The organism is Tsukamurella sp. TY48, assembly GCF_019656655.1.
Classification (GTDB): Bacteria; Actinomycetota; Actinomycetes; order Mycobacteriales; family Mycobacteriaceae; genus Tsukamurella; species Tsukamurella strandjordii.
Map to the genome: position 1 here is coordinate 638,026 of NZ_BPMV01000001.1, position 14,071 is coordinate 652,096.

Consider the following 14,071-nt stretch of genomic DNA (forward strand, 5'->3'; position numbering starts at 1 on the left):
TCCCCTTGTTCACATACCCGACTACAGCATGCAGCTGACGCAGCCCTCGACCTCGGTGCCCTCGAGTGCCATCTGACGCAGGCGGATGTAGTACAGCGTCTTGATCCCCTTGCGCCATGCGTAAATCTGGGCACGGTTCACGTCGCGGGTGGTGGCGGTGTCCTTGAAGAACAGCGTGAGCGAGAGCCCCTGGTCCACGTGCTGGGTGGCGGCGGCGTACGTGTCGATGATCTTCTCGTAGCCGATCTCGTACGCATCCTGGTAGTACTCCAGGTTGTCGTTGTCCATGTAGGGCGCCGGGTAGTACACGCGGCCGATCTTCCCCTCCTTGCGGATCTCGACCTTCGCCGCGACGGGGTGGATCGAGCTGGTGGAGTGGTTGATGTAGCTGATGGAGCCGGTGGGCGGCACCGCCTGCAGGTTCTGGTTGTACAGGCCGTACTGCTGCACGTCCGCCTTCAGCGCGCGCCAGTCGTCCTGCGTGGGGATGTGGATCTGGGCGTCGGCGAACAGCTGGGTCACCTTGTCGGTGGCCGGCTTCCACTCCTGCTCGGTGTACTTGTCGAAGAACTCACCGGAGGCGTACTTGCTGTCCTCGAAGCCACCGAACGACTGACCCCGCTCGCGCGCAATGGCATTCGATGCGCGGATCGCGTGGAACAGCACCGTGTAGAAGTAGATGTTCGTGAAGTCGACACCCTCGTCCGAGCCGTAGTAGACGCGCTCGCGGGCCAGGTAGCCGTGCAGGTTCATCTGCCCCAGGCCGATGGCGTGGCTGAGGTTGTTGCCGTGCTCGATGGACGGCACCGAGGTGATGGCGGTCTGGTCCGAGACAGCGGTGAGGCCACGGATCGCGGTGGCGATGGTGACGCCGAAGTCCGGGCTGTCCATCGTCTTCGCGATGTTCAGCGAGCCCAGGTTGCAGGAGATGTCCTTGCCGATCTCGGCGTAGGACAGGTCGTCGTTGTAGGTCGACGGGGTGGACACCTGCAGGATCTCGCTGCACAGGTTCGAGTGGGTGATCTTGCCCGCGATCGGGTTCGCCCGGTTCACGGTGTCCTCGTACATGATGTACGGGTAGCCCGACTCGAACTGCAGTTCAGCGAGGGTCTGGAAGAACTCGCGCGCGTTGATCTTGGTCTTGCGGATCCGGGAATCCTCGACCATCTCGTGGTACTTCTCCGAGACGTTCACATCGGCGAAGGGCACGCCGTACACCCGCTCCACGTCGTACGGGGAGAACAGGTACATATCGTCGTTGTTCTTGGCGAGCTCGAAGGTGATGTCGGGGATCACCACGCCCAGCGAGAGGGTCTTGATGCGGATCTTCTCGTCCGCGTTCTCGCGCTTGGTGTCCAGGAAGCGGTAGATGTCGGGGTGGTGCGCGTGCAGGTACACCGCGCCGGCACCCTGGCGGGCACCGAGCTGGTTGGCGTAGCTGAACGAGTCCTCGAGCAGCTTCATGATCGGGATCACGCCGGAGCTCTGGTTCTCGATCTTCTTGATCGGTGCGCCGTGCTCGCGGATGTTGCTGAGCAGCAGGGCGACACCGCCGCCGCGCTTGGACAGCTGCAGCGCCGAGTTGATCGAGCGGCCGATCGACTCCATGTTGTCCTCGATGCGCAGCAGGAAGCAGGACACCGGCTCGCCGCGCTGCTTCTTGCCCGAGTTGAGGAACGTGGGGGTGGCGGGCTGGAAGCGGCCCGCGATGATCTCGTCCATGAGGCTGGTGGCGAGTTTCTCGTCACCGTCGGCCAGGGTGAGGGCCACCATGCACACGCGGTCCTCGAAGCGCTCCAGGTAGCGCTTGCCGTCGAAGGTCTTCAGCGTGTAGCTGGTGTAGTACTTGAACGCACCGAGGAACGTGGGGAACCGGAACTTCTTTGCGTAGGCCGCATCGAAGAGGTTCTTGACGAAGGTGCGGCTGTACTTGTCCAGCACCTCGGGCTCGTAGTAGTTCTCCTCGACGAGGTAGTCCAGCTTCTCGTCCAGGTTGTGGAAGAACACGGTGTTCTGGTTCACGTGCTGCAGGAAGTACTGCCGCGCGGCCTCGCGATCCTTGTCGAACTGGATGCGGCCGTCCTTGTCGTACAGGTTCAGCATCGCGTTGAGCGCGTGGAAGTCGAGCTCGGAATGACCACCGGGGCCGGAGTGCACACCGGACTGGCTGGCCGAGGGGACGAGGTCTTCTTGGGTTGCGGTCATGAGCGCGCGGTTTCCTTGCGGTCGGTGGTGCGGTGTTCGGAGGCGGCGAAGAAGTCGGTGAGCCCGGTGCGGACGCGGTGCACGTCCTCGGTGGTGCCCATGAGCTCGAATCGGTACAGGTAAGGGACCCGGCACTTACGGGAGATGATGTCGCCCGCGTAGCAGAACTCTTCGCCGAAGTTGGTGTTACCGGCCGCGATCACGGCCCGGATCAGGGAGCGGTTGTGCTCGTTGTTGAGGAACCGGATCACCTGCTTGGGAACGTATCCCCCGCCGGAGAGCGCCGTGGCCTGCTTCCCGCCGCCGTAGGTGGGGGTGATCAGGACGAAGGGCTCGTCGACCGTGATCGGCTCATCCACCCGCGTCACCGGGATGCGCTGCGAGCGCAGGCCCAGCTTCTTCACGAATCGGTGCGTGTTCTCCGACACCGATGAGAAGTAGACGACGAGCGGGCCCGACATGGCCTAGGCCGTGGCCGTGGCGGCGACGAGCGCCTTGACCCGGTCGGGACGGAAGCCCGACCAGTGATCCTCACCCGCGACGACGACGGGGGCCTGCAGGTAGCCGAGGGCCATCACGTAGTCACGAGCCTCCGGCTCCTCCGTGATGTCCACGACGCGGTACTCGAGCCCGGCCTTGTCCAGCGCCTTGTACGTGGCATTGCACTGCACGCACGCGGGCTTCGTGTAGACGGTGATCTCGACCTGGCTCATGGACGGCTCCCCTTCGCTGGACTCGACCCCGAGGCTTACTCGGAACTCGATTATGGATCGATGGACTGACAAGTTTTCGCCGCCCCGAGGGGCGTTTGCCTGCGTGAACCCAGCCGTTCCGAATGACCCGTCATCGACCCTTCGGAGCGCACTCGACGCTCCGTGGGGACGTCCGCTCGCGCAGTGCTCAGAACACTACACCTAGTGGTGCCCTGCGGGAAGCAACACAACCACTTGCGAACCACATTCGTGAAATTACCAGGTCGCAAGTCGGCCGATCGCCCTTTTTCATCGTGAATCCCCAGGACACGCCGGGAAGTCACGACACGCCGACCGACGCGCCCGGCGTGTCAGCGAACGGGCTCGACGAGGCGCGCCACGAGGTCCCCGGCGCGGCGCACGGCCTCGTCGTGCTCGCGCGGCGACTTGCCCTCGAGACCGGAGATCGGGAACTCCACCACCAGCCCCTCCGGGACCTCCCCGCCGGCGATGGTGACTGCCCGCTCCGCATCCGCGAGAGTCGTGTCGAGGCGGTGCCCCACACCGGCCAGCGCCACCCGCTTGCCGGACAGTGCGCTGGCGCCGTAAGGGCGCGAGCCCCAGTCGATGACGTTCTTGAGGACCGCGCTCAGAGTGCCGTTGTTCGGGGGCGCCAGCAGCAGCAGCGCATCGGCGTCGCGGATCCGGTCGCGCAGCGCCGCCGCCGGAGCGGGCGCGTCGGCACCGTCGATGTCCTCGTTGTAGAAGGGCACGTCGGCGATGCCGTCGGCGATCTCGATCCGCACGCCCTGCGGCGGATTCTCGGCGATCACCTCGGCCAGTTCGCGGTTGAGCGATGCGCTGCGCAGCGATCCGACGATCGCGAGCACGGTGATGTCGGACATGTTCTCGACTCCTCGTTTCCAAGCGGTGCGGTGCGCCCGACCGGGCGACATCCGCCCCAAGCTAACGGACTTCGGTCCGGATTTCTTCCCCCGGATCATGGTGAGCGCAAATCGGGCCCGGTACGCTCACTTTCGATGACCGGTCCACTGATCCCCCTCGCCCAGCCGCAGGCCGGCCCGCGGCGCGATGCCGCGCGCAACCGCGAACTGCTGATCGACGCCGCGCAGCGGCTGTTCGCCGAGCACGGCGTGGACGCGGTGAGCATGGACGCCGTGGCGCAGGCCGCGGGCGTGGGCAAGGGCACCGTGTTCCGGCGCTTCGGCTCGCGCGCGGGACTGCTCCAGGCCCTGCTCGACCACGACGAGATCGAGTTGCAGCAGACCTTCATGTTCGGCCCGCCGCCGCTCGGCCCAGGCGGTGATCCACAGCAGCGCCTCGTCGAGTACGGCAAGGCCCGGATGCAGATGATCGCGCGCCACGGCGATCTCCTGCGCGGTGCCGAGCAGGCCGCCCGCGATCCCTACGACGAGCCCCCGTGGCGGGTGTCCGCGATGACGGTGCGCTCGATGCTGGTAGCCGCCGGCCGCACGGAGCACGCGGACGTCTGGGCCGCGGCGCTCATGGCCACACTGAGCCCGGCCTGGGTGCTCCACCAGCTCGCCTCCGGCGTCTCGCAGGAGGCGCTGGACGCGGTCTGGACGGAGCACGTACTCCTACTGACCGCGCTCTGAGAGCTGCTTCGGCTCCGACTGCTGCCCACGCTCGGAGATCTTCGCGAGGTAGGCGAAGCGATCGTTGGCGATGCGCATCGCGATCTCGTAGGGAGGCGCGAACTTCTGCTTCCAGAAGTAGCCGAAGCGGGTGTCGAAGGACGTGTACACCAGGTACTTGTTCTTCAGCACGCCCGCGATGATGGCCCGCGCGGCCTTCTCCGGCGAGACCTTGGGGAACGAGTCGATCCCCTTGTTCACCTTCGGGTTCGTGCGATCGACGCCGTTGATCTCGACCGTCTTCACCAGGCCGGTGTCCACCGCGCCGGGACACACCACGCTGACGCCGATGTTGTAGCGACGCAGGTCGTAGCGGAGCACCTCGGAGACGCCCACGAGACCGAACTTGGCGGCGGAGTACGCGGAGTGCCAGGGCAGCGCCAGCAGTCCCGCGGCGGAGGCGACGTTGACCAGCTGCCCGCCGCGACCGGCGGCGATCATCGGCGGCACGAAGGTCTCGATCACGTGGATCGGGCCCATGAGATTGACGTCCACGGTCTTGCGCCACTGGTCGTGGGTGAGGTTCTGGACGGTGCCCCACACGGAGATCCCGGCGATGTTCATCACGATGTCGAGCGAGCCGGCAGCGGCGTGCACCTCATCGGCGAAGGCCACCACCGCGTCGTAGTCGGAGACGTCGAAAGCCCTGGACGCGATGACTTTCGCGCCCAGGGCGGTGACGTGGCGGGTGACGGCGTCGAGCTGCTCGGCGTTGATATCGGTGAGCACGAGCTCGGCGCCGTGCGCCGCGAGAAGATCAGCGGTAGCGCGGCCGATCCCGCTGGCCGCGCCGGTGACGAGGACCTTCTTCCCCTTCAGGTCCTTGATCGGCGGGGCCATGTGGACGAGCCGGACGATATCGCGAAGTGCCATATCGCCAGCTTGCCAGAACGGGCCGCGCTACCGCTTCCCGCCGGGGCGTGACGTCCCCGACGGAAGCTACTGGGGTGTTAGCGGGGAAGCAGCGCGCCCGCGCCCAGGATGGACTTCAGGATGTCCGCGGCGGCGCCGGGACCCTGTGCGGACTGCAGCGCGCTGAGCGCCTGCGGGCTGGACATCAGGGTGTTCACCAGCTGCGAACCCTGCGGGCTGGCCAGGAACTCGACGGCCTTCGGACCCATCTCGAACAGGGTGTTGACGCCGAGGGGCTGGCTCTGGCCGGGGATCACGACCTGCGGGAGCTGCGGCAGCGTCAGCTGCCCCACGCCCGGGATCGAGACCGACGGTGCCGGTGCCGCGGTGGGGGCCGCCACGCCGGGGACCGTGGCCGCGGGGGCCTGGACGGTGCCGGCCGGGGCGCCGCCCTGGAGCATCGGGACGCCCGAGACGATGGGCGAGGTGCCCGGCGTTCCGGGAGTGACGGGGCTGACCGGGGTGGTCGCGGTGCCACCGGGGACGGCGGGGACGATCGGCGTCTGTGCCGGAGCGGTGGGAACCGTCGCTGCGGGTGCGGTCGGCGCGGTCACCGCGGGTGCGGTACCGGCCGGGGCGGTAGCGGCCGGGGCGGTGCCGGCCGGCGGCTGCGGGATCGCGCCGGGATCGGTCTGCACCGGTGCCTGCACGGGCTCGGCGACGGCCTTGCCCGCCACCGGCTTGCCGGTCAGCTGCGCGATGACGCCGTTGGCGATGGTGGCGGCGTACTGCACCTGGCCGTCGGGCGAGGTGAGCAGCGCGGCGTCCTCGGGGTTGGCGAGGTTGCCCAGGTTCGCGTAGACGAGCGGGATGTTCACCAGCGAGGGCAGCGCGCTCGCGGTCTGCGCGATGCCGTCCTTGCCGCCCAGGTACTGCGCGGGGATGAAGCCGCCCAGGCGCTGCGCGTCGCGGACCACCGTGCTCGCGGGGGCGCTCACGGCCTGCGCATCGGAGACCTTGGCGTCGGCGGCACCGGCGGCCGGGGTTTCGAGGAGGAAGCCGCGCTGGGCCGCGTCCTGCACGATGTTGTTGATGCTCACGGCCAGGTCGGCGCCCGACTTGTTCGCCGCGGCGGCGCGCTGGTCGACGCAACCGCCGAAGCCGGCGTCGTCGGCGCGGGACAGGATCACCTTGGCGCCCTGGCTCTGGAGTGCGGCCTCGACCATCTTGGTGACGGCGAAGTTGACCTTGTGATCAGGGGTTCCGTTGGCCGCGATGGCCACCGGGTTCACGCACGGAACGGTGCCGCCGCGACCGTCGGCGACCTTCTTCGCCTGGTCGATCGCGGACGAGACCGAGGAACCGGCGTCGAGGAACACGGTCTTGCCGTCGAGGGGCTTTGCGGGAGCGGGTGCGGGGTCTGCGGCCGCGATGCCGGGCGTCGCGAACAACGCGACGGCAGCAGCGGCCAGCGAACCTGCGAGAACACTGGTCTTCTTCATGGCAGCTGGGCACCGGGGAAGTGGTGCCGCTCTCCTTCCGAGTCTCTTGTGCAACTTTCGTCACATCAGTCACACGAGAAACAGTGAACCATCAATTGAGACTTTAGGGAAACCCGGATGGCGATCGTTACCGTTCCGTTATCTTCGGGCCGAGTCCGATCAGAGTTCGGTGATCGCCGAATCCTCTTGGGCCGCAGTCGAGAAACGCAACAGCGAGAGCACGGCGGCGGTGTCCGCGGCCGATTCGGCCGTGCCCGCGCACGCCTCGACCCGGGCACGGATATCGGCCTCATTGAGGTCGATACCGAGGAAGACGAGCACGGACGGCTCCCCCGACCGGCGGCCACGCTCCAGAGCCGTCCGCACGTGCCGTCCCACCGTGTGCACCTCCAGCCGGGTGCCGTCGGCCACGGTGACGAAGCCCTTCACCCGGAACACTCCCGGCGGAGGGTCGCACAGCAGGTCCGCCGCGCGGCGCGCGTCCAGCGGACCGGTCTGCACGTCGACGGCGGCGTACCCGTCGTGCAGGTGAGCATGCTCGTGCGAATCGTGGTCGTGCTGTTCCTCGGCGCGCAGAGCCTCGTCGAGCGTCAGCTGTCGCGGCGCCCGCTCACGCTCCGCAGCGCGTTCGGCGAGCACCTCGGGGTCGACGAGCAGCTCCGTGGGCAACGCGGCCTCCACCGTCCGGACGATCGGGACCGACGGTGCGTGCTCGCGCACCGTCGCGTGCACCGCATCCGCGTCCGTGGCGAGATCGATCTTGTTGAGCACCACGAGGTCGGCCAGCGCGAGGTGATGCCGCAGCGAGGGATGCCGGCGCAGCGTGTCGTGGAGGTGCGCGGCATCGGCCACGTAGACCAGGCCGCCGTAGTCGATCCGCGGGTCCTCCGCGAGCACCACCCGACGCACCATCGCGGCGGGCTCCGCCAACCCGGAGGCCTCCACCACGATCACATCGAGCTCGCGGGCGGCCAGCGCGCCGAGCACGTCCTCCAGTTCGTCGTCGTCGACGGTGCAGCACACGCAACCGTTGCTCAGCGAGACCGTCTGGACCGCCCCGGAACCGCCCGCGCCCGCCACCAGGAGGGCGTCGATGTTGACCGCCCCGAAATCGTTCACCACCACCCCGATGCGGGCACCGGTGGCGCCGCTGAGCAGGTGGTTGAGGAGCGTCGACTTACCCGCGCCGAGGTATCCCGCCACCACCACCACGGGCACGGGGCGCCGGCTCACGATGCGCAGTCCTCGCAGAGCACCGCGAGTTCCCGGTCGTGGGGTTCGGGAAGGTTCGCGACCTTCGAGGTGGGCGTGCCGCACTGGGCGCACCGTCCGATCCGCTTGCTGTGGTCGGAGAATTCGAGGCTCATCCGGCGGTCGAAGACGTACATCGCGCCCTCCCACAGACCACCGTCGCCGAACCGCTCGCCGTAGCGGGCGATCCCGCCGTCGAGCTGATAGACCTCGCCGAAGCCGCGGTTACGCATGAGCGCACTGAGCACCTCGCAGCGCACCCCTCCGGTGCAGTAGGTGATCACCGGCCGGCCTTTGAGATGGTCGTACTCACCGGAATCGAGCAGGCCGACGAAGTCGCGGGTGGTCTTCGCCGGGGTCACCACCGCGCCCGCGAAGCGCCCGATCTCGGCCTCGATCGCGTTGCGTCCGTCGAAGAAGACGGCATCGGGGCGCTGCCGCACCAGCTCGTTCACCTCCTCCGGGCTGAGTGCGGTGCCGCCGCCGCGCACCCCGTCGGCGTCGACGACCAGCTCGTCCGGCACGCCGAAGGTGACGATCTCCTCGCGCGCCCGGACGGTGAGCTTGGGGAAATCGTCGGCGGAGCCGTCCGACCACTTGACGTCGGCCCGCGCGAACGCGGGGTACTCCTTGGTGGCGCGCAGGTAGCGCTTGACGGCGCGGATCTCGCCCCCCACCGTCACGTTGATCCCGTGCGGGGACACCAGGATCCGGCCGCGCAGACCGTTCGCCTCACACAGCGACCGCTGCCACAGCCGGATCGCCTCCGGATCGGCGAGCGGGGTGAACACGTAGAACAGCACGATCTTTCCCATGACCGCCCCAGTCTATCGAGACCGCCTTGCGCTCAGCCTGCGCGCAAGGCTTCCGTGCGGAGCGCCTGGGCCGAACACTCTGTCGCATGCGTTTTCGTCTGCCGCGCCTCGCCGCGGCCCTCGTCGCGGCCGTCACCGTGGCCGCCTGCTCCGGTCCGGCGGGGCCCGCCTACGACCCGCGCGCCCCGATCCCCGCGGACGTCCCCGCCGGGACCACGATCACCGTCGCCGATCAGCAGTCGATCCTCAAGACGATGCTCACCGCCTCGGGTGAGCTCGGCCGGCTGCCGTTCACGGTGAAGTTCGCCGACTTCGCCGGCGGCCCGGCGATCCTGGAATCCTTCCGCGCGGGCGCGGCGCAGGTGGCGATCGTGGCCGATGTGCCGCCGATCCACGCGCAGATCGCCCGGTTCCCCAGCCCGATCATCAAGGCGTGGCAGCAGGACCGCGGCGGCGTGGGCGTGGTGGCGCGGCCGGGAATCACCCTGCGCAGCCTTGCCGACCTGCGCGGACGCAAGATCGGCTACGCCGAGGGCACGGCGCATCAGGCGATGGTGCTGCGGCTGCTGCGCACGGCCGGACTGTCCAAGCACGATGTGCAGCTGGTGCCGCTCCAACTCACCGAGGTGGGCGAGGCGCTCGGCGCCGGGCAGATCGACATCGCGCCCCTGATGGAGCCGATCAACACCAAGTACCGCAAGGCCCACCCGGACGCGCAGGCATTGCCCGACCCGGTCGCCCAGGCCGCGCAGTCCGGGCTGATGTTCCTGTACTCGCCGCAGGCCGCGCTGGCGGATCCGGCGACGGCGTCCGCGCTGCGCCATCTGTCGTCCGCGCTCGATCGGGCCCGCGGCTGGGTGGACGCCGACAAGAACCGCTGGGTGCAGACCTATTACGTCGGCGCCCTGAAGATCCCCGCCGCCGTGGGCTCCGTCGCGTACGACGGCCAGGGCGGCTGGCGACCGGTGGCGCTCGACCCGGCGCTCGTGCAGCGCCAGCAGGACACCATCGACACCCTCGCCCAGTTCGACGAGATCCCCGGGGGCCGCATCTCCGCCGAGGGCTCCGTCGACTTCCGCTTCGCGACCGAGAAGGACCCCTCATGACCAGTACTCCCCTCGGCCGCCTCGGTAGCGGCCTCGGCGGCGATACCGTCCCGGAACAACGGCCCGGTGCGCTCGACCCCGATCACGAGCTGCTCCCCCGGCCCGCATCGCGGCGGGCACTCGTCGACGCCCGCCCCATCGGCGCGTGGATCCTGGCCGGCCCGGCGCTGGTGGTCGCGGTGTGGGCGGCCGGTTCGGCGACCGGCGTCATCCCCGACACCGTGCTGTCGGCGCCCTGGACGGTGGTCCGGACCGCGTGGAACCTCGCCGCCGACGGCTCGCTGTGGTCCAACATCTGGGCCTCCGCGCAGCGCGCGATCGTCGGCGGCGTCCTGGGCGTCGCCCTGGCGGTGGCGCTCGCGCTGCTCTCGGGCCTGACCCGCCCGGGCGAGGCACTGATCGACGGCACCGTCACGATCTACCGGGCGATCCCCGCGCTGGCACTGCTGCCGCTGTTCATCGTGTGGTTCGGCATCGGCGAGGAGATGAAGATCGTCCTCATCACCCTGGCGGTGGCCACGCCGGTGTACCTGAACACCCACGCCGGCCTACGCGGCATCGACCGCAAGTACGTGGAGCTGGCCGAGACCGTGGGGCTCAGCCGCGCGGCGTTCGTACGGCGGATCGCCATCCCGGGGGCGCTCCCCGGGTTCTTCACCGGACTGCGCCTGGGCGCCACCGTGGCCTGGCTCGCCCTCGTGGTGGTCGAGCAGGTCGGCGCCTCGGACGGCATCGGCTACCTCATGTACAAGGCCCGGCTGTACGGCCTCACCGACGTGATCGTGGTCGGACTCGCCGTGTACGCCGTACTCGGCTTCGGCACCGATCTCGCGGTGCGCACCCTCTCCCGAAAGGCACTCTCATGGCAGAGCACGTTGGCGCACTGAACGATCCCGCACTCGATCAGGAGCCGGTGATCGTCGCGCGGAACCTGGTGCGCGGCTTCGACGGCCGCGCGGTGCTGCGCGGTGTGGACCTGACGATCCGCCGGGGCGAGTTCGTGGCGCTGCTCGGCCGCTCCGGCTCCGGTAAGTCGACGTTGCTGCGCGCGATCGCCTCGCTGGACGACGGGGTGCCCGGTTCCGGCGTACTGGAGGTGGATCCGCGTCGCGCGGTGGTCTTCCAGGATTCCCGCCTGCTGCCCTGGGCGCGGGTGTTGGAGAACGTGGTGCTCGGGCTCTCCGGCTCCGATCCGAAGGAGGTGGGCCGGGCGCTGCTGAAGGAGGTCGGCCTGGACGGCAGGGAGACGGCCTGGCCCAAGGAACTCTCGGGTGGTCAGCAGCAGCGGGTGGCGCTGGCGCGCAGCCTGGTCCGCGAGCCCGCGGTGCTGCTCGCCGACGAGCCCTTCGGTGCGCTCGACGCCCTCACCAAGCTGAAGATGCACGATTTGCTGCGGGCACTGGTGGCGCGGCACCGCCCCGGAGTCCTCCTGATCACGCACGACGTCGATGAGGCCATCGCTCTGGCCGACCGGATCCTCGTGCTCGATCACGGCATCCTGTCGGTCGATCTCACCCTGCCCGCGGACACCGGGCGCCGTCCCGGTGAGAACGGTTTCGCGGAGCTGCGCAGCCGGCTCCTCGACGCCCTCGGGGTCGACCAGGAGCACGAGGCGGTGACCGCTCCCGCATGACGATCCCCGACTACGCCCGGGGCTACGAGGGATTCACCGGACGGATCGGTCGTACCGAGGAGGAGTCCACCCCTGCGTGGCCGCAGGAACGCCGCGCCCGCGCGGGCTCGCCCAACATCATCGTGGTGCTCGTCGACGACATGGGCTTCTCCGATATCGGCCCGTACGGTTCGGAGATCCCCACACCGAACCTGGACGCGCTCGCTGCGCGGGGCATCGTCTCCACCAATCACCACACCACACCGGTGTGCTCCCCCACCCGGGCCGCCCTCCTCACCGGACTCAATCCGCATCGCGCCGGGTACGGCTCGGTGGCGAACTCCGATCCGGGATATCCGAATCTGCGGCTCAGCCTGGCCGACGATGTGCTCACCCTGCCGGAGATCCTGCGTGAATCGGGCTACGCCACCTACGCCGTGGGCAAATGGCACCTCGCGAAGGATTCCCGACTCGGACCCGACGCCGATCGCGGATCCTGGCCACTGCAAAGGGGATTCGATCACTACTACGGATCCCTGGAGGGGCTGAACTCCTTCTTCCATCCGAATCAGCTGGTGCGTGACAACACCGTCGATCCCGTGACCGAGTATCCGCAGGGCTTCTACGTGACCGATGCCCTCACCGACACCGCGACGAGCTGGATCAAGGACCTGCGCGCCCACGACGCCGACAAACCCTTCTTCCTGTACTTCGCGCACATCGCGATGCACGGCCCGCTGCAGGTCAAGGACGAGGACCTGCCGCGCGGCGATCTCGACTACGCGCGCGGCTGGGATGCGGTGCGGGAGGCCCGATTCGCGCGCCAGCAAGAGCTGGGCCTGTTCGGCCCGGAGGTATCTCCCGCCGCGCGCAACACCGAACCCGGCTACGACGTGCCCGCCTGGGACGAGCTCGACCCGGACCGGCAGCGCCGGTTCGCGCGGTACATGCAGGTGTACGCCGCGATGGTGCGCACCGTGGACGACAGTCTCGGCGCACTGCTGACCACCGTGGAAGAACTGGGCGAGCTCGACGACACGATCGTGGTCTTCAGCTCCGACAACGGCGGCACCGCCGAGGGCGGCCCCGAGGGCACTCGCAGCTACTTCGCGGAGTTCGTGAAGTTCGCCTCCGGTGGGGCCCCGCAGAGCTGGGAGGGCGATGTCGATCATCCGGAGGAGCTGATCGGCTCCGCACGCCTCGGGGTGCACTATCCGCGCGGCTGGGGGCAGGTCTCCAACACGCCCTTCCGCTTCTACAAGGGCCAGACCTTCGCCGGCGGCGTGCGGGTGCCGCTGGTCCTGTCCTGGCCGGGCGGCCTCGACGCCCGGGGCGTCCGGGATCAGTACTCGTTCGTCACCGATGTGGCGCCCACCCTTCTCGATCTCGCGGGCGTACCGACGCCGGACAGCCGGCACGGGGTGGCGGCCAAGCAGCGCGACGGGCTCTCCCAGCGCGCGGCGTGGTCGGACCCGGCGGCGCCCTCGGCCCGCACGTACCAGTACTCCGAGTTCCGCGGACACCGCGGGTACTACCGGGACGGATGGAAGCTGCTGAGCCGCTTCGATCCCGGCGACGATCCGTTGGCGCCCCGCTGGGAGTTGTACGACAACCGCACCGATCCCGCCGAGACCCGCGATCTCGCTGCTGAGCATCCGGATCTGGTGGCCGAGTTGGCCGCCGAGTGGGAACTCCAGGCGTGGCGGAACACCGTCTTCCCCATCGTGATCGACGGCTCCACACGCAACCCCGCGGAGCGGCGGCTGGCCGATCCCGTGCGGCTGCTGCCCGGCACACCGGTGCTGGAGCGGTACCGGTCGGCGAAGCTTGTGCAGTACCGCGACTTCCGCATCGACATCGACCTGCGGTTCGAGCCCGGCGACGAGGGCGTGCTGGTGGCGCACGGCGACGCCCTGGGCGGCTACCTCGTGTACATCGAGGGCGGCGCGGCCGTGGTGGGCTACAACGCGTACGGCCGGTACGAGGAGGCCCGCGCCGCGATCCCGCCGGGCACGCGCACCGTCGGGCTCACCGCGTCCGTGCGGCCGGGCCTGCGGTGGGACCTCGCGCTCACCGTCGACGGTGCGCCCGCCGCGGCGCTCGCGGACCGCGTCCAGCTGATCGGCATGGCTCCCTGGACGGGGATCTCGGTGGGCGTGGACGCGCGCGGTCCCGTGTCGTGGGATCTGCGCGAGCGCCGCGGCGTCTTCCCGTACTCCGGCTCCCTGCGTTCGGTGACGTACACGCCCGGGGCGGTCGCGGTGCCCGCGGCCACGATCGAGCGCTTGCAGCAGGAGGCCGAGGAGGAGGCGGATTGATCGCATTGCGCTTGCGGTGAATACAACCCTGGCGATCCGCGC

At 69.1% G+C, this 14,071-nt stretch carries 13 protein-coding genes; 5 read left to right on the forward strand and 8 right to left on the reverse strand.

What is annotated here, in order from left to right:
* Positions 1-21: 21 nt before the first annotated feature.
* From nrdE to TTY48_RS03140, 4 genes are all read right to left on the reverse strand, one after another.
* Positions 22-2,205 (reverse strand): class 1b ribonucleoside-diphosphate reductase subunit alpha, encoded by a 2,184-nt coding sequence (nrdE, locus tag TTY48_RS03125; RefSeq protein WP_220656120.1) that lies wholly within the window; start codon positions 2,203-2,205, stop codon positions 22-24.
* A complete protein-coding gene (gene nrdI, locus TTY48_RS03130) occupies positions 2,202-2,666 on the reverse strand; it encodes a class Ib ribonucleoside-diphosphate reductase assembly flavoprotein NrdI (protein ID WP_220656121.1) in 465 nt (154 codons plus the stop codon). Before nrdI ends, nrdE begins: the two co-directional genes overlap by 4 nt.
* Positions 2,667-2,669: 3 nt before the next feature.
* Positions 2,670-2,918, reverse strand: coding sequence for a glutaredoxin-like protein NrdH (nrdH, locus tag TTY48_RS03135; protein WP_220656122.1), 249 nt, complete (start codon positions 2,916-2,918; stop codon positions 2,670-2,672).
* A 350-nt stretch (positions 2,919-3,268) separates the two neighbouring features.
* Positions 3,269-3,802, reverse strand: a complete 534-nt coding sequence (locus TTY48_RS03140; RefSeq protein WP_255585477.1) for an NADPH-dependent FMN reductase — start codon at positions 3,800-3,802, stop codon at positions 3,269-3,271.
* 135 nt (positions 3,803-3,937) lie between these two features.
* Between TTY48_RS03140 and TTY48_RS03145 the strand changes: the two genes are divergently transcribed.
* Positions 3,938-4,534 (forward strand): TetR/AcrR family transcriptional regulator, encoded by a 597-nt coding sequence (locus tag TTY48_RS03145; protein ID WP_220656123.1) that lies wholly within the window; start codon positions 3,938-3,940, stop codon positions 4,532-4,534.
* Here the strand turns inward: TTY48_RS03145 and TTY48_RS03150 are convergent.
* The 4 genes from TTY48_RS03150 to TTY48_RS03165 all read right to left on the reverse strand — a co-directional run bounded on the left by TTY48_RS03150 (position 4,517) and on the right by TTY48_RS03165 (position 8,993).
* On the reverse strand, positions 4,517-5,446 hold the full coding sequence (locus TTY48_RS03150; RefSeq protein ID WP_220656124.1) for an SDR family oxidoreductase: 930 nt from the start codon (positions 5,444-5,446) through the stop codon (positions 4,517-4,519). The genes TTY48_RS03145 and TTY48_RS03150 overlap by 18 nt on opposite strands.
* 77 nt (positions 5,447-5,523) lie before the next feature.
* Positions 5,524-6,927 (reverse strand): N-acetylmuramoyl-L-alanine amidase, encoded by a 1,404-nt coding sequence (locus tag TTY48_RS03155; RefSeq protein ID WP_220656125.1) that lies wholly within the window; start codon positions 6,925-6,927, stop codon positions 5,524-5,526.
* A 159-nt stretch (positions 6,928-7,086) separates the two neighbouring features.
* Entirely contained in the window at positions 7,087-8,160 is a 1,074-nt protein-coding gene (locus tag TTY48_RS03160; protein WP_255585478.1) for a GTP-binding protein, read from the reverse strand.
* Positions 8,157-8,993: a rhodanese-related sulfurtransferase gene (locus TTY48_RS03165; protein WP_220656126.1), complete on the reverse strand. Its 837-nt coding sequence runs from the start codon at positions 8,991-8,993 to the stop codon at positions 8,157-8,159. Before TTY48_RS03165 ends, TTY48_RS03160 begins: the two co-directional genes overlap by 4 nt.
* 86 nt (positions 8,994-9,079) lie before the next feature.
* On the opposite strand from TTY48_RS03165, the gene TTY48_RS03170 reads away from it, so the two are divergent.
* The 4 genes from TTY48_RS03170 to TTY48_RS03185 are packed head-to-tail and all read left to right on the forward strand — an operon-like array spanning position 9,080 to position 14,029.
* On the forward strand, positions 9,080-10,099 hold the full coding sequence (locus TTY48_RS03170; RefSeq protein WP_220656127.1) for an ABC transporter substrate-binding protein: 1,020 nt from the start codon (positions 9,080-9,082) through the stop codon (positions 10,097-10,099).
* Positions 10,096-10,986, forward strand: coding sequence for an ABC transporter permease (locus tag TTY48_RS03175; RefSeq protein WP_220656128.1), 891 nt, complete (start codon positions 10,096-10,098; stop codon positions 10,984-10,986). Before TTY48_RS03170 ends, TTY48_RS03175 begins: the two co-directional genes overlap by 4 nt.
* Positions 10,962-11,732, forward strand: a complete 771-nt coding sequence (locus tag TTY48_RS03180; protein ID WP_220656129.1) for an ABC transporter ATP-binding protein — start codon at positions 10,962-10,964, stop codon at positions 11,730-11,732. Before TTY48_RS03175 ends, TTY48_RS03180 begins: the two co-directional genes overlap by 25 nt.
* On the forward strand, positions 11,729-14,029 hold the full coding sequence (locus tag TTY48_RS03185; protein ID WP_220656130.1) for an arylsulfatase: 2,301 nt from the start codon (positions 11,729-11,731) through the stop codon (positions 14,027-14,029). Before TTY48_RS03180 ends, TTY48_RS03185 begins: the two co-directional genes overlap by 4 nt.
* Positions 14,030-14,071 lie beyond the last annotated feature (42 nt).